A 15,549-nucleotide genomic window follows, 5' to 3' on the forward strand; every position below is an offset into this window, starting at 1 on the left:
TTTTTGTGGTTCCAGCGGCTGCTATCCAGATGACATTATCATCGGGTATTTAACGGCTGGTAAAACAGAGCGGGGGCGTTCTCTGTGGTTCAGCGGCTATTGACGAATATTCCACTGGTCAATGTATCGGTCAAACGAACAACGTGATAAATGATCTGCTTGTTGTGCGTTTTTATTTTCCGCTTGATGTTTCCCTTGTGGGAAGAGACCGTTTTGGCCTTTATTTGCATCTGGTCTGATATCTGGATGGTGCCTTGACCGGACATCCACATGCGTAACATGTTTGATTCAGTCTGGCTCAGCGTTACCGGCGTTTGATCCAGAGAGGATTTCTCCGTACGGAGGGACGTTCTCTCGAGATAGTGGCTAAGTAGCTGATTCATAGTCTCTGGCTTGATGGATTTTGACGATATGATGACGTTCTTGCGAACATATAAATAATCGTCGAAATGTACGTTGGTAATGGCCATGAAGATGAAGAATAACGTATCCGGGTGCAGTGAAATCACCCGTTTTATTCGCTCGGTGGCGTTTGCTTCGTGGATGAAGCAGTCCTCGTTAATAAACACCAGGCTCGGATTCAACTTGCTGCATTTTTCATGCAGGCTGTCAATGTCCTCGATGGCATTAATATGGCGCTTCTTCACGCCATGCGAAGTCAGATAGTCGGTTAACCCCAATCTGGTATAGCTGCATGAATCCATGATAATCGTTGGCATATCGCACCCCCACTTAAATCCGTTTTACTGCGGTAATATGAAAAAAGCCTAAAAAGCCGAAAGGCAAAATGGAGCAATAATTCAGTGTAGCGAGTGTTCTATCAATAAACACGGCGTCACTCAATGATATTTTCATACTAAACTTATTAATTGCATGAATCTATAAGTTTGGCTTAAGTCAGAGCGATCTGCTGCTCGTCCAGCTTCGGCATGTTGAGCCTGATCTGCGCTTGGCGCCCGCGCCTGCCGGCATTGCTTGCCGCGAATCTGTTCATCATGTCACGAAACAAAATTTTAGTTTGCTAGGAAAAGTCTTAAAAAAAATTCATGTGTCGTTTTTTTGAAGTCTTTCAGCGCATTTTTTGAGTGATTAAAAAATACCCTCTCTGAGGTTGTTTTATTTTTTTGTTTAAAAATCATTAATTTGTGTTGATTTCATGCTTTCCATGCTAATGATTAGCACTTCTTTTTTTATCATAACGGCAAACGAAAGTTAACATTATGGCCGGAATGTGTAGCTTATTTGTTGCTATAAATCACCGTTTTACAATGAGTTATCTGGATATTTATTTTAAATGAAATAATTTTCGTGAATGTTTAACGGTGATTGAGTGATTTCTCTAAACTATCATCCTGCTGCCCGATCCGCAGGGGAGGAATGGCAGGTCGGAGTTGTCTCTGGCCCGCGTTGGTTTTAACTTGCCTCTCCACCTTTCAAAAACAGGATGTCGCGGTGAGACGGAATCAGTATGGGCAGCCGATAGGCGAAGCCCTCCCTCATTGGCAGCCGGCAGGCATGCCCGGGCACTCGCCACTGCAAGGGCGGTTTTGCCGCCTCGAACCGCTTAACCTCGAGCGCTGGGGGGAGGCGCTTTATCAGGCTTATCAATCCGCCGAGGACGATCGCGACTGGACTTATCTGTTTTGGGAGCGGCCGCAGTCGCGCGCAGATTTCCAGCGTTATCTTCAGGCTCAGGCGTCCAGCGCTGACAGAAACACGATGGTAGTGATCGATCAGTCAAACGGGCGTGCGGTGGGAAGCTGCGCTTTTTTGCGCATCGATCCTGCCAACGGCGTGGCCGAACTGGGCACCATCAACTGGTCGCCGCTGATGAAGCGCAGCGCGCTGGGCAGCGAGGCGATTTTCCTGATGCTGCGGCATCTGTTCGACGATCTTGGCTACCGGCGCTGCGAATGGAAATGCGATAGCCTCAATCTTCCTTCACGCCAGGCCGCCGAGCGCTTGGGTTTCCGCTATGAAGGCACCTTCCGCCAGGCCGTCGTCGTCAAAGGACGCACGCGCGACACCGACTGGCTGTCGATCGTCGACGGGGAATGGCCGGCGCGGCGCACGGCGTTTGCCGCCTGGCTGTCGCCGGATAATATCGGCGATGACGGGCGGCAAGAACGGCGTTTGCAGGCCTTCCAACTCGAGTAATACGCCGCGCGCGTTAGGCCGTTTCCGCCAGGCAATGGCGCAACGAGTCCAACGCCAGCCTGATGTCCTGTTCCTCCGTCATCCAGTTGACCAGTGCGGCGCGGATCCCCGGCTGACCGTTATAACGCGTAGGGGTGCAGCACACCACGCCGTGCCGGCTCAGGCGTTCGAGAAAACGATCGCGCGCCGCCTCGCTGTCGCCCTGTGGATGGCTGAGTGCGAAGCAGACCACGTTCAAATTCACCGGCGCCAGCAGCTGGAAACCGTCATCGGCTGCCAGCGCCGCCCCCAGCGCCTGCGCCAATCGGACGTTGCGCTCGACGATATCCCGTATGCCGCTGCGGCCATAGGCTTTCAGCGTCAGCCAGAGCGGCAGGGCGCGGAAGCGGCGCGAATTCTCCGGCGTCAGATGCAGATAGTTGTCTGGCCGCAATGTCGGTGCTTCCAGATAGGCCGAATGGTTCTGAAATACCTGCATTTGCAGATCCAAATGGCGGGTAAATTGGATCGCGCTGTCATAAGGCACGTTCAGCCATTTGTGTGCGTCGACAGTGATGGAATCGGCATGCTGCCAACCCTCAAGCCTTGGAGCGTATAGCGGTGAGCAGGCCGCCACGCCGCCAAATGCCGCATCGACATGCAGCCAAAACGGATAACGCTCCCGCAGCGTCAGCAGACGCGGCAGGTCGTCGAACGCGACGGTGTTGACCGTACCGGCGCTGGCCAGCACCAACGTTGGCTGGCCGGCGCCGGCGGCGAGCTGCCGTTCCAGTGCTTCCATATCCATGGCTTCCGAGTCCGGCAGGCTGGCGACGGTCGTCAGCGCCTCGCGGCCGATACCGAGCATGCTGAGCGCCTTCACGCTGCTGGAATGTGGATTGGCCGACAATACCCGGATGGAACCCAGCGCCGCCAGGCCCTGTTGGGCGATATCCACGCCATGCTGTTGTCCCAGCCACTGCCGGCCAATGGCCAGCCCGGTGAAATTGGCCATGGTCGCGCCGCTGACCAGGCTGCCGCTGAACGTTTCCGGCAGGCCCAGCAGGGATTTCAACTGTGTCACAGCCGCCAGCTCGATCGTGGCTGCGATGGTATCATGGCTGAGCAGGCTATTTTGGTCTGTCACGCTAACCAGCCAGTCCGCCGCTACCGCTGCCGGGGTTCCGCCGCCGGTGACGAAGCCGAAATAACGCGGGCCAGCGCTGGCGGAAATGCCGGCCTGATAGCGTTGCCAAAAGTTATCCAGCGCCGCCAGGGCGCCTTCGCCGTTTTCCGCCAGCCGATCGTCTCCCGGATGCAACTGCTGTTGATCGCGCGGTGGGCAGACCGAGCGTTGCTGCAGCCCGGTCAGAAAATCTTCCGCCAACTGGCGAGTGTGGTCGAGGATCTGCGGAAACTGTGCGAGGTCTTGTTGTAAACGTGGGTGCATGGCGGCTCCGAAAGCGTCAGGGATGATGGGGTAAACATAGAACATTTGCCTGCCGGTCAAAATCGATGAAAAATAACCTTTTTGGATAGCCTGGTTAACCAATGATGAATGAACGCATTCCCCTGCATGTCTTGCCGACCTTTGCGATCGCCGCCAGGTTGGAAAATTTGCGCGCCACGGCGCAGCAGGTGCATTTGACGCACGGTGCGGTCAGCCAGCAAATTCAGTTGCTGGAGCAGGCGGTCGGCTATCCGCTGTTTGAACGGTGCGGGCGCGGTGTGCGCCTGAATGCGGCCGGGAAAGAGATGCTGGCGGCGGTAGAGCCGGCGCTGCAGGCGCTGCAGCAGGGCGTCGCCCGCGCCCGGCGTGCGGCGACAAGCCAGACGCTGCGCATCAGCGTGTTGCCGTCTTTTGCCCACTATTGGCTGTTGCCGCGTCTGCCGGCATTCCATGAAGCCTGCGCCGATATTGCGCTGGATATCGATGCGTCGCTGACGCTGCAGGATCTGTCGCAGCGTGGGTTTGATGCGGCGATCCGCATCGGCAGCGGCCAGTGGGCGGGGCTGCAGGCGCAGCGCATCGCGTCGGGTGACGTGCTGCCGGTCGCTTCGCCGGATATGGCGCGAGAATGGGGGGCTGCGTTCGAGAACGGTGGCGATATTCCGTTGCTCGAGCACGACGTCAGTCCCTGGCGCGACTGGTTCAACGCGCAGGGGCGGCCGTTATGCGGGCGGCAACAGGCGTTGTTCAACGATGCCGGATTGTTGATTCGTGCGGCGGAGCAAGGGTTTGGCATCGCGTTGGCGAAAAAGCTGCTGGTGCAGGATGCCCTCGACGCCGGGAGACTGATGGCGTTGGCCGCGCCCTGTCGCCTGAGCGATGACGACGTTTATCTGGTGTGGCCGCAGACCGCCGGGTTGACGCCGGCGGTCACCCGCTTGCTGCAGTGGCTGCAGCAACAGTTGGCGGCGATTTAGCGGCGTAGCCATTCCGGTTGCGAGGTGCCGAGCGTGGTCGCCGGCAGCGCCCATTGCAGCGTCGTACCCTGCAGGCTTAACGGGGCGCGCAGGCGTTGCGCGGCCCCCCAGTAAGTCAATTCCGTTTCCGGGTTCTCGTCGGCGGGGCCGGCCGGCGCCAGCGGTTCCGGCCGATAATCTGCCGAACAGGGATGCGCCAGCAGCAGCTGCGCCGTGCGCGCCAGCGACAGCCGCGCGTGGTAGCCGGTGCCGCGGCTCAGGCGCTGCGCCATACCGGTCAGCACCGCCGCCGCCATCAAATAGCCGGTGGCGTGATCCAGAGCCTGTACCGGCAACGGCACCGGCAAACTGGCGCTGCGCCAAACCATGCCCGCCTCCGCCAACCCGCAGCTCATCTGTACCAGGCTGTCGAAACCACGCCGGGTGCGCCACGGCCCGCTCCAACCATAGGCATTCAGGCAGACGTCTATCAGGCCCGGCGCCAGCGCGCGCCTTTCCTCCGCGCCATAACCCAACTTCTCCAGCGCACCGGCACGGTAGCCGTGCACGATCACGTCGGTGTTTCTCAGCAGATGTTCAAACGTATGGCGATCGTGCGCATTGGTCAGGTTGAGGCGCGCGCTGCGCTTGCCCAGCATGACTTCGTGTTCAACGCCGGGCTCATCCCAACCGTAGGGATCGATGCGCAGCACGTCGGCACCCAAACCGGCAAGAAAACGCGTGGCGATCGGCCCGGCGAGAATGCGCGTCAGATCCAGCACCCGTACGCCGTGCAGCGGCCGGGCGACGGGAAGCGCCCAGCCCGGCGGTGGCGCTTCCGGCTGCAGCGAGACGTGGATCAGCGGTTCGAGCGCTACGCTTTTGCCCTGAATATGTTGTCGCCACGCGGCCGCCGAGCGCATTTGGGCCGCACAGCCGCCGGCTTCGATCACCGCTTCCTCCAGCTCGCTTTTTTTCCAGCCCAGCACGCGTTCCGCCAGCGTGCCTTTATCCGATGCCGAACCCAGCACCTGCTCCACCGCTCGCCGATGGTGCGGCGCATTGGTATGCAGGCGTATCCAGCCATCCGTCGTCGCATAGTCGCCGGCCAGCGCGTCCCAGGCCGCAGGCAGCGTCCACCCCAGCGGACGCAGCGTCCAGCCGAACCAGAGCGAGGCCAGGCGTTGATCGACCCAGACCTGCGGCGCGTCGGCTGCCTCGCGGCGAAGCAACTCGGCGCAGGCCAAACCGGCGGCGCTCCAGGCGGCGGTAGCCAATTCGGTTACGGGAAAAGCCGAAGGCAATGCGCCGGTGCCGCTTACGGTTAGCCGGTCGGCGGGGGCGGGGCGCTGCCCCAGGCTTTGCCAAATTTCGTCGAGCAGAGTGTGGATCAGAGGCGTCATCGGCCACTCCTTGCGGGTCGTCGGAAATATAGCCTAGCGTAGCCCACCGCCGGCGACCTTGCTAAGGCGCAACGTCGAACGTGCGGCTATCGGCCAGTTTGGCGCGCAGGCTGCGGGCCGCTACGCCGGCGAATGGCTGCGCGCTGAAGTTGGCGGTCAGCGCTTTGTCCCACAGGGCCTGATGCAGCGGCCGGAAGGCGGCGTCGGCGCCCAATGTCGCCATCTTCTATTTGTGACATCGAAATATCATTGCGGGTATTCCAGTTTATTTTTCGTTTAATAAATTAGCCTTTACTTCATTACCCGACGTCACTATACTCAGCCAAAATTTCGGTGGAGAAACCCAATTGGACAGTTGTAGTTGTAATAAAATAAATAAGGCAAGCTGACCAATTCTCTTCTGATTTGTTGCTTGCCGTTATCGGCGGGCAGCACCCCTCTCCAGTTATTTCTGAGCTGTGCATACCCGAATAAGAAAACGTTTCCTGATGCCAGGTGGCTTCAGGCGAATTGAGTTGGACGTTATTATGGTATTCTGCAGCCACAGCCTTTTCCCTCCAGGCATGACACGCTGATTCGCTGATTTATTTTCAGCGCGTTTTCGCGTGTGCTAAACAGCACATGATTTTATCTCCTGTGATTAATTAAGGGGAAAGTCATGGCTATGACTCCTTTCGTTTTAAATTTATTGCTGGCGATGTGCCTGGGCGCGGTGATTGGCGCCGAGCGCCAGTGGCGCCAACGCATGGCCGGCCTGCGCACCAATGCGCTGGTGGCGACCGGTGCGGCGGTCTTCATTCTCAGCTCCATGTCCACCGATCCGGCCAGCGCCGGCCGGGTGGCCGCGCAGATCGTCTCGGGTATCGGCTTCCTCGGCGCCGGCGTAATCATGCGTGAAGGGCTGAACATTCGCGGCCTCAACACCGCCGCCACGCTGTGGTGTTCGGCGGGGATCGGCGTCCTGTGCGGCCTGGGCCAGCATTGGGATGCGGTGGTCGCCACGCTGGTGATCCTGTGCGCCAATATCCTGCTGCGCGAGGCCGCGCAGCGCATCAACCTGCAGCCGCACCAGCAGGCGACCGATCTGGAACTGTGCTATCGCATTCAGGTGACCTGCGGCGAGCAGGATGAAATTCTGGTGCGCACCCTGATTCTGCAGGCGCTGAACGGCGTCGCCTTGCGGCTGCAATCCTTGCGCAGCGCCGATATTGCCAGCCCGGGGCAATTGGAAGTGTGCGCGGAAATTACCGCTACGCCGGCCGCGCAAAAAGAAATTGAGGGCATTGTTTGCCGCGTCAGTCTGGAAAAAAGCGTGAGTGCCGTGCGTTGGCGCGTCGCGTCCGAATTACCGGTCTGAGTAATAATATAAATATTGATTAACTTTATTATATGTTCGGTTTTATTCATGAGTGCCTTGAATAACGCGGAACATTAAGGAGGCGTTATGGACGATGACCCCGGAAGGGAAATGATTCTTGCGTGGCTGACAGGGTAATCACGCTATTCAGTCACGCTAATTAAAAAATTCCACTCTGCGCAGAGTCACCTGTTTATCGGGCGGGATCTCCCTGTGCGCAGAACGAAAATAAGAGAATAGCGTTATGACTCAGATTAATGAAAGAATGCGTCGCCGTGATAAAGACGCGGTGACCTACGCCATTGCGCAAGAGGCGACCAACAGCATCGCCCAAACGCTGGCGAACCTGAAGTGCAACCGCAACGGCTTGACCCAGGACGATGCCGATGAGCGGCTGGAGCAGTTCGGCGCCAACCAGGTCGCCCACGACAAGGCGCCGCATGCCTTGATTCAGTTGATCAAGGCCTTTAACAACCCGTTTATCTTCGTGCTGATGGTGCTGGCTGCGATCAGTTTCTTTACCGATTATTGGCTGCCGCTCCAGAGCGGTGAAGAAACTGAACTCACCGGCGTCATCATCATTCTGACCATGGTCACGTTGAGCGGGCTGCTGCGGTTTTGGCAGGAATACCGCACCAACAAAGCGGCGGAAGCGTTGAAGTCGATGGTGCGCACCACCGCTACGGTGCTGCGCCGCAGCAGCTACAGCGCGCATCCGCTGACGCTGGAAGTGCCGATCCGCGAACTGGTGCCGGGGGATATCATCCAGCTCTCCGCCGGTGACATGGTGCCGGCCGACGTGCGTCTTATCGCCTCGCGCGATCTGTTCATCAGCCAGGCGATTTTGACCGGCGAGGCGATCCCGATCGAGAAATACGATGCGATGGGCAACGTGGCGCAGAAGTCGAGCGAAGGGGAAGTGTCCAGCGAGAACGCGCTGCTTGAGCTGTCCAACATCTGCCTGATGGGCACCAACGTCGCCAGCGGTACCGCTACGGCGGTGGTGGTGGCGACCGGCGGGCGCACCTACTTCGGCTCGTTGGCCAAGTCGATCGTCGGTTCGCGGGCGCAAACCGCGTTCGATCGCGGGGTGAACAGCGTCAGCTGGCTGCTGATTCGCTTCATGCTGGTGATGGTGCCGGTGGTGTTGCTGATCAACGGCTTCACCAAGGGCGACTGGAGCGAGGCGGCGCTGTTCGCACTGGCGGTGGCGGTCGGCCTGACGCCGGAAATGCTGCCGATGATCGTCAGCTCCAACCTGGCGAAAGGGGCGATCGCCATGTCGCGCCGCAAGGTGGTGGTGAAGCGCCTGAACGCCATTCAGAACTTCGGCGCCATGGACGTGCTCTGCACCGACAAGACCGGCACCCTGACCCAGGATCGCATCATTCTCGAGCACCACATCGACGTCACTGGCGCCAGGGATAACGAGGTGTTGCACCTGGCCTGGCTGAACAGCTTCCATCAGAGCGGCATGAAGAACCTGATGGACCAGGCGGTGATCCGTTTCGGGCGCGGCAAACCGGGGATCGAAGCCCTGGGCCGTTTCAGCAAGGTGGATGAGCTGCCGTTCGATTTCGTGCGCCGCCGTTTGTCGATCGTGGTGGCGGACGAAAATGGCAAGCAGCAGCTGATCTGTAAGGGCGCGGTAGAGGAGATGCTCGAGATCGCCACCCACGTGCGCGAAGGCGACAAAACGCTGGAACTGGACGACGCGCGCCGTGCGGCGCTGCAGGCGCTGGCCCGCGAGTATAACGAAGACGGTTTCCGCGTGCTGGTGCTGGCGACGCGCGAGCTGGATGCGCAGCGCCCGGCCGAACCGCTGAGCGTGGCCGACGAGCGCGACATGGTGGTGCAAGGGCTGCTGACTTTCCTCGATCCGCCGAAGGAGAGCGCGCAGCAGGCGATCGCCGCACTGCAGGAAAACGGCGTGACGGTGAAGGTGCTGACCGGCGACAACCCGGTGATCACCTGCAAGATTTGCCGCGATGTCGGGCTGGAGCCGGGCGAGCCGCTCTCCGGGCTGCAGATTGAACAGATGGATGACGAAGAGTTGGCGCGCGAAGTGGAACAACGCACGGTCTTCACCAAGCTGACGCCGCTGCAAAAATCGCGGGTGCTGAAAATGTTGCAGAGCAACGGCCATACCGTCGGCTTCCTCGGCGACGGCATCAACGATGCGCCGGCGCTGCGCGATGCCGACGTCGGCATTTCGGTCGACACCGGCACCGACATCGCCAAGGAATCGGCGGACATCATCCTGTTGGAAAAGAATCTGATGGTGCTGGAAGAGGGGGTGATCAAAGGGCGCGAGACCTTCGGCAATATCATCAAGTACCTGAACATGACCGCCAGCTCCAACTTTGGCAACGTGTTTTCGGTGCTGGTGGCCAGCGCCTTCATCCCGTTCCTGCCGATGCTGGCGATCCACCTGTTGATTCAAAATCTGATGTACGACATTTCCCAGCTGTCGCTGCCGTGGGACAAGATGGACAAAGAGTTCCTGCGCAAGCCGCGCAAGTGGGATTCCAAAAACATCGGGCGCTTTATGCTGTGGATTGGGCCGACCTCGTCGATCTTCGATATTACGACCTATGCGCTGATGTGGTACGTGTTCGCCGCCAACAGCGTAGAACACCAGGCGCTGTTCCAGTCCGGCTGGTTCATTGAGGGGCTGCTGTCGCAAACGCTGGTGGTGCATATGCTGCGCACCCAGAAGATCCCGTTCATTCAGAGCACCGCGGCGCTGCCGGTGTTGCTGACCACCGGGTTGGTGATGGCGCTCGGCATCTACATTCCGTTCTCGCCGCTCGGCGCCCTGGTTGGCCTGCAGCCGCTGCCGTGGGAATACTTCCCGTGGTTGGCCGCAACGCTGGTCAGCTACTGCGTGGTCGCGCAGTTGATGAAGCGTTTCTATATCCGCCGCTTTGGCGAGTGGCTGTAAGCCGCCTCGGCGTTCACTTCGGGGGCGAAATTCGTCGCCCCCGCACCGCTACAGCAGTTTGTTGACCAGCAGGCCGAGCATGATGGTCAGCGTGAAGGAAAACAGCGTGCCGAGCAGCACATACTCGGTACGCATCTTATCGTCACTTTGGCGCAGATCGCCGAAACGGAAGATAGATTTGGCCGCCAGTAAAAAACCGATCGCCGGAATTTGCCCCAGCAGCACAAAGGTCAGGATCAGCGTTCTTTCCAGATAGCCAATCTGTTTGCCCGCGCGCAGCAGCGAATCGTTGTCGGCCTTGGCCGAAGGCGGCATTTGCGGCGTCCAGCGCGCCAGCAGTTGCCCAATCAGCAGGCTCATCGGCAGATAAATCAGGCTGTAGGCCACCAGCACCAGGCCGGTTTGCCAACTCCCCAGTTGCCGTCCCAACGCCGCGAGCAGTTCACCGGCATTCGGCGTCAGCCCCAGCCACAGCAAGGCGATCACCGCCAGATGCAATCCCTGATCGAGCAGAAAGCTGCGGGCCGGGCTCAGGCGGTTCATCGCAGTGACTTTCAGCAAATCGATCAGGTAGTGGCTGACGGCGATGGCCAGCAGGCTGGCCAGCACCTGCAGTGAAGACAGTCCGCCGTGCAGCAGGCCGAAACCGGCCACCGCCCAAGCGGCCAGCACCCCGTGCAGCAACGCGTGCAACAGCAGAAAACGCGAACGCGCGCGATGTTGGATTTTATCTTCCACCCAACTCAGCGGCTGCAGCGGAAAATCCGCCAGCAGATGGACGATCAACAGCCAGGCCAGCAAAGGCGCATAGGTCAGATCCATGGTCAGACGATCCTGTTAATGGCGTGAATAAATCGCATGATTTCCTCGTAGGCCGCGCGTTTCAGCGCGGCGGAGACCGTGGAGGCGGCTTTTTGCAGCTGGTCCGCCACGGCGGCGCCGCTGTCGGCGAACATTCTCGCCTGAACGATGCGCGCTTCGGCCTGTGACAGGCGGCCAATTACATGATCTAACATCGGCAGCAGATCGCTGACAATGGCGTTTGTCCGATCGTTGTCGGTTTTCAGAGCCAGCCGGCAATTTTTTGCCATGGCGTCCAGCGCGCTGCCGGAGTTGATAAAGGCGCTGCCGTAACCGGCGGCGTCGGGCCGTTGGCTACCCAGCCCGACGGCGATGCGCGCATCCCAGTGCGCGGCGCCCATCGCCCGCAGCGCGAGGCGTATGTACACCGCCAGCAACAGCCCCTCCTCCGGGGCGGCCTGCGCCTGGAAGGCATCGCCGCGAAAGATTTCCACCTGATGCAGCCGCCGGTCACGCCGCAGCCGATCGAGCAGGTTATGCAGCCCATTGAGGTAGTTGACGGTGTCTGAGCGGCGGGAATCGACCAGATCGCCGCTGATTACGCTGATTGGCGTCGGCATGGCGTGTTCCATTATTTGCGGAGGGATGACTATAAATTCGCACCTGGATACGAATATGTCAATAATTCGCCTCTAGGGGCGAATCTGTGGGGTTTTCGCCTGTGAGGGCGAAACGGGCAGGATGAGGAACGTGGGATGAACGGCCGGGAATGCGCGGGCCTGCCAGGCTCGCCACCGGCGGCGTAGAGGGAAAATGGCCGGCAATCGGCTGTTCAGAAGCTTTTAACCAGCACGTCACGCGGCATTTCGCTGCCGTGTTTCAGCAGATGCTCAAACGATCGCTCGCTGCTTTTCAGCTGCTGCAAAAATTCCTGCGGCGACAGATCGTGTTTTTTGCCGCTCATGTAAGCCAGCGCCAGTTCTTTTGCCTGATAGCGGGAGAAGTTGTACATGGTGTCCTCGATACGGTGAATGTCAGTGCTCACGATTGTAGCGAAAGAGCACATAATGAACAGCGGCTTTGGCGTATGGAATCGATAGCCGAAACTTAACTTGCAGGCTGCAACAGCTCATCGCACAGGCGCTTGATCACCTGAGCTTGCGGCAGGCCGTTGTGCAACATCTGGCGGATATGCTCCGAATCGCTGATGCCCTGGCGGACATGGCGCTCGACGGCCTGCAGCAGGGCACGATCCTCCCGTCGCTCGGCAAAACCGCTCAGCGCTTCGAGAGTGTGCAGGATGTGGGCAGTCAGGCTGCTGCGGCGCAGCGTCGCGGGATCGACGTATTCGGCGGCAAAGCCGCTGCGATAGGCGTTGATCTTGTTGTAATTGGTGAAGGCATCGTATTCCGGCGCGATCGGTGAGCGGTGCTGCAACAGAAAATCGGCCAGCAGGCGGCAGTAACCGACCAGCAGCACGGCGTGGGTGAGGCGCAGCGGCGTATCGCAGATGCGGATCTCTACCGTGCCCAGCTCCGGTTTTGGCCGCGCATCCCAGTAAATATCCTTGACGCTTTCAATCACGCCTGCGGCATTCAACCGTTCGTAGTAGGCGTTGAATTCATGCCAGCTGTAGATGTGTTCCAGGCATCCGTAGTTGGGGAAGGAGTTCTGGGCGCTGAAGCGGGAACTGGCAAAGCGCGTGTCGACCCCCTGATACAGCGGCGACGAGGCGCTGAGCGCGATCAACTGCGGAAAGTAGGGCGTCAGCGCATGGCACAGGTACATCGCTTCGTCCCCGTCGTTGACGCCGAGGTGAATGTGTTGGCCGAACACGCAGGCCAGCTTGGAGAGATAGCCAAAACGGCTGGCCAGCTGCCTGTAGCGCGCGTTGTCGCTGATGACCTGCTTGCGCCAGTCGTTGCTCAGGTGGCGGCCACCGCCGCAGACGTCACAGCCCAGGCGCTGCGCGCTGCGCCGGACGGTATGGGTCAGGGCGCGCAGCTCGGTGTGCAGCTCATCGAGATCGCGGTGCACCGAGCTGTTCAGCTCCACCATCGATTTGGTGAGCTCATGCTTGACGCGCCGGCGGTCGCCGACCGCGCTGACCACCCGATCGGCTCGATCCGTAAGATCGTAGTGCTCGGCATCGACCAGCTGTAACTCTATTTCGGTGCCGATGGAGAGCCTTTCCGAACGTTTGAATGTGAGCGGCATGGTACCTCCTTCCTGCAAGAACGGCATAAAGATAAGTATATGTCTCGGTGAGGGGGGCAACGTTTTGCATTTTATATTTGTTTTTTCGCATGTGAAGCTGGTATCTTCACGAGCGAGTTGTGGTGAAGAGAAAGGTTAACGGGAGTGTGACATGCCGTCATTGACGCCGCTGAAGCTGTTTAAAAACCTGTCTGACGAGACGCGTCTGACCTTGGTGCTGCTGTTGCGCCACGCCGGTGAACTGTGCGTGTGCGAGCTGTCGGGTGCACTGGCGCTGCCGCAACCCAAGATTTCAAGGCATCTGGCGATGCTGCGTGAAAGCGGGCTGCTGCTCGATCGGCGCGAGGGTAAATGGATACATTATCGCCTGTCGCCGCATATGCCGGCCTGGGCGGCGGCGATTATTGAGCAGGCTTATCAGTGCCGGCCAGAACAGATGACGGAGTTAGCGCAACGCGTGGCGAAAGGTTGCCCGTAACGGTAAAAAATTTACGCAAACACATATGAAAAATCGAATGTGTAAACTTAAAGGGGCGGAAGGACAGCGATGATAGTGGCAGGGGCGATCTTTATTCTGACGTTGATCTTGGTCATCTGGCAACCGAAGGGGCTGGGTATTGGCTGGAGTGCGTCGATCGGGGCGGGATTGGCATTATTGAGCGGCGTGGTGCACGTCGGCGACATCCCCGTGGTATGGCAGATAGTCTGGAATGCGACTGCGACCTTTATCGCCGTCATCATCATCAGCCTGTTGCTGGATGAAAGCGGCTTTTTTGCCTGGGCCGCCTTGCACGTCGCGCGCTGGGGCAACGGCAAGGGCCGCTGGCTGTTTACCTATATGCTCCTGTTGGGCGCGGCGGTGGCGGCGCTGTTCGCCAATGACGGCGCCGCGTTAATCCTCACGCCGATCGTGATCGCCATGCTGTCGGCGCTCGGTTTTCGTCCTGCGGCGGTGCTGGCTTTCGTCATGGCGGCGGGCTTTATCGCCGATACCGCCAGCCTGCCGCTGGTGGTGTCCAACCTGGTGAATATCGTTTCGGCGGATTTCTTCCACTTGGGCTTTACGGAGTATGCGGCGGTGATGGTGCCGGTCAACCTCGTCGCCGTGGCGGCGACGCTGGTGATGTTGCATTTGTTCTTCCGCAAGGATATTCCGCCGGGCTACGCGTTGACGCGTTTACCGGTACCGCGGGAAGCGATCCGCGATCGCGCGACGTTTCGAGCCGGTTGGGCGGTATTGGCGCTGTTGCTGATCGGCTTTTTCGCCCTGGAACCGCTCGGCGTGCCGGTGAGTTTGGTCGCCGCCTGTGGCGCGCTGGTGCTGCTGGCGGTAGCGAAACGCGGGCGGGCGATCGATACCGGCAAAGTGCTGCGCGGGGCGCCCTGGCAGATCGTGATTTTCTCGCTGGGTATGTATCTGGTGGTCTATGGGCTGCGCAATGCCGGCTTGACCGATCTGCTGTCCGGCGTGCTGGATGCGCTGGCGCGGCAGGGGCTGTGGGCGGCGACGCTCGGCACCGGCTTCCTGAGCGCGTTTCTCTCTTCCGTCATGAATAACATGCCGACGGTGCTGGTGGGGGCGTTGTCTATCGACGGCAGCAGCGCGGAAGGCGTCATCAGGCAGGCGATGATTTACGCTAACGTCATCGGCAGCGATCTCGGCCCCAAAATCACCCCGATCGGCAGCCTGGCCACGTTGCTGTGGCTGCATGTGTTGGCAAGGAAAAACATCGTCATTACCTGGGGCTATTATTTCCGCGTGGGACTGGTGATGACGCTGCCAATTCTGTTCGTCACCCTGGCCGCGCTGGTGCTGCGGCTGTCCGTTTTGCCATAACCGGAGCAACTGACATGAGCGACATCAAAATTTATCACAACCCCGCCTGCGGCACGTCGCGCAATACGTTGGCGCTGATCCGCAACAGCGGCGCTGAGCCGGAGGTGATTCTGTATCTGGAAACGCCCCCCAGCCGCGAACAGTTGATTGCGTTGCTGGCCGACATGAACATGACGCCGCGCGCGTTGTTGCGTAAAAACGTCGAGCCTTATACCGAGCTGCGGCTGGATGAAGCCGGCTGGAGCGACGATCAACTGATCGACTTCATGGTGCAACAGCCGATCCTGATCAATCGCCCCATCGTGGTGACGCCGCTTGGCACGCGCCTGTGCCGTCCGTCGGAGGCGGTGTTGGAGATTCTGCCGGCTCCGCAGCGCGGCGCCTTCAGCAAAGAGGACGGGGAGCCGGTGATTGATGCGCAGGGCCGGCGGATCGTACGCTGATCCCC

General features: G+C 59.4%; 15 protein-coding genes. 7 read left to right on the forward strand and 8 right to left on the reverse strand.

Annotated features, from left to right (window positions below):
- Positions 1–89: 89 nt before the first annotated feature.
- Positions 90–719, reverse strand: coding sequence for a transcriptional regulator RcsA (gene rcsA, locus AC2CGI_RS03910; RefSeq protein WP_004935115.1), 630 nt, complete (start codon positions 717–719; stop codon positions 90–92).
- 796 nt (positions 720–1,515) lie between these two features.
- On the opposite strand from rcsA, the gene AC2CGI_RS03915 reads away from it, so the two are divergent.
- The gene (locus AC2CGI_RS03915; RefSeq protein ID WP_080497831.1) at positions 1,516–2,157 is read left to right on the forward strand and encodes a GNAT family N-acetyltransferase; all 642 of its coding nucleotides are present in this window, start codon (positions 1,516–1,518) and stop codon (positions 2,155–2,157) included.
- A gap of 13 nt (positions 2,158–2,170) precedes the next feature.
- On the opposite strand, the gene AC2CGI_RS03920 is transcribed toward AC2CGI_RS03915, so the two are convergent.
- Entirely contained in the window at positions 2,171–3,586 is a 1,416-nt protein-coding gene (locus AC2CGI_RS03920) for a pyridoxal phosphate-dependent decarboxylase family protein (protein ID WP_015378335.1), read from the reverse strand.
- Positions 3,587–3,687: 101 nt separating this feature from the next.
- Here AC2CGI_RS03920 and AC2CGI_RS03925 point away from each other — a divergent pair, with 101 nt between their 5' ends.
- Positions 3,688–4,563, forward strand: a complete 876-nt coding sequence (locus AC2CGI_RS03925) for a LysR substrate-binding domain-containing protein (RefSeq protein ID WP_076740711.1) — start codon at positions 3,688–3,690, stop codon at positions 4,561–4,563.
- On the opposite strand, the gene AC2CGI_RS03930 is transcribed toward AC2CGI_RS03925, so the two are convergent.
- Entirely contained in the window at positions 4,560–5,945 is a 1,386-nt protein-coding gene (locus AC2CGI_RS03930; RefSeq protein WP_076740712.1) for a CoA transferase, read from the reverse strand. The genes AC2CGI_RS03925 and AC2CGI_RS03930 overlap by 4 nt on opposite strands.
- A 61-nt stretch (positions 5,946–6,006) precedes the next feature.
- Complete coding sequence (locus tag AC2CGI_RS03935) at positions 6,007–6,168, reverse strand: hypothetical protein (RefSeq protein ID WP_021505778.1); 162 nt, start codon at positions 6,166–6,168, stop codon at positions 6,007–6,009.
- A 435-nt stretch (positions 6,169–6,603) separates the two neighbouring features.
- Here AC2CGI_RS03935 and AC2CGI_RS03940 point away from each other — a divergent pair, with 435 nt between their 5' ends.
- Both AC2CGI_RS03940 and mgtA read left to right on the forward strand, forming a co-directional pair.
- Positions 6,604–7,302, forward strand: a complete 699-nt coding sequence (locus AC2CGI_RS03940) for an MgtC family protein (protein ID WP_004935097.1) — start codon at positions 6,604–6,606, stop codon at positions 7,300–7,302.
- A 244-nt stretch (positions 7,303–7,546) separates the two neighbouring features.
- Positions 7,547–10,246: a magnesium-translocating P-type ATPase gene (gene mgtA / locus AC2CGI_RS03945; RefSeq protein WP_015378331.1), complete on the forward strand. Its 2,700-nt coding sequence runs from the start codon at positions 7,547–7,549 to the stop codon at positions 10,244–10,246.
- A gap of 48 nt (positions 10,247–10,294) precedes the next feature.
- Here the strand turns inward: mgtA and AC2CGI_RS03950 are convergent, their stop codons facing one another.
- From AC2CGI_RS03950 to AC2CGI_RS03965, 4 genes are all read right to left on the reverse strand, one after another.
- A complete protein-coding gene (locus tag AC2CGI_RS03950) occupies positions 10,295–11,068 on the reverse strand; it encodes a DUF3307 domain-containing protein (RefSeq protein ID WP_075684970.1) in 774 nt (257 codons plus the stop codon).
- 2 nt (positions 11,069–11,070) lie between these two features.
- The gene (locus AC2CGI_RS03955; RefSeq protein WP_076740713.1) at positions 11,071–11,667 is read right to left on the reverse strand and encodes a hypothetical protein; all 597 of its coding nucleotides are present in this window, start codon (positions 11,665–11,667) and stop codon (positions 11,071–11,073) included.
- A gap of 212 nt (positions 11,668–11,879) precedes the next feature.
- Entirely contained in the window at positions 11,880–12,059 is a 180-nt protein-coding gene (locus tag AC2CGI_RS03960; protein ID WP_004935085.1) for a hypothetical protein, read from the reverse strand.
- 95 nt (positions 12,060–12,154) lie between these two features.
- Entirely contained in the window at positions 12,155–13,264 is a 1,110-nt protein-coding gene (locus AC2CGI_RS03965; RefSeq protein ID WP_076740714.1) for a YbdK family carboxylate-amine ligase, read from the reverse strand.
- A 151-nt stretch (positions 13,265–13,415) separates the two neighbouring features.
- Between AC2CGI_RS03965 and AC2CGI_RS03970 the strand changes: the two genes are divergently transcribed.
- The 3 genes from AC2CGI_RS03970 to arsC all read left to right on the forward strand — a co-directional run bounded on the left by AC2CGI_RS03970 (position 13,416) and on the right by arsC (position 15,544).
- Positions 13,416–13,742: a metalloregulator ArsR/SmtB family transcription factor gene (locus AC2CGI_RS03970; protein ID WP_004935082.1), complete on the forward strand. Its 327-nt coding sequence runs from the start codon at positions 13,416–13,418 to the stop codon at positions 13,740–13,742.
- A gap of 69 nt (positions 13,743–13,811) precedes the next feature.
- Entirely contained in the window at positions 13,812–15,101 is a 1,290-nt protein-coding gene (locus tag AC2CGI_RS03975) for an arsenic transporter (protein ID WP_004935077.1), read from the forward strand.
- Between the two features lie 14 nt (positions 15,102–15,115).
- Positions 15,116–15,544 (forward strand): glutaredoxin-dependent arsenate reductase, encoded by a 429-nt coding sequence (arsC, locus tag AC2CGI_RS03980; RefSeq protein WP_076740715.1) that lies wholly within the window; start codon positions 15,116–15,118, stop codon positions 15,542–15,544.
- Positions 15,545–15,549: the final 5 nt, after the last annotated feature.

The organism is Serratia sp. LSHTC3 (genome assembly GCF_057197125.1).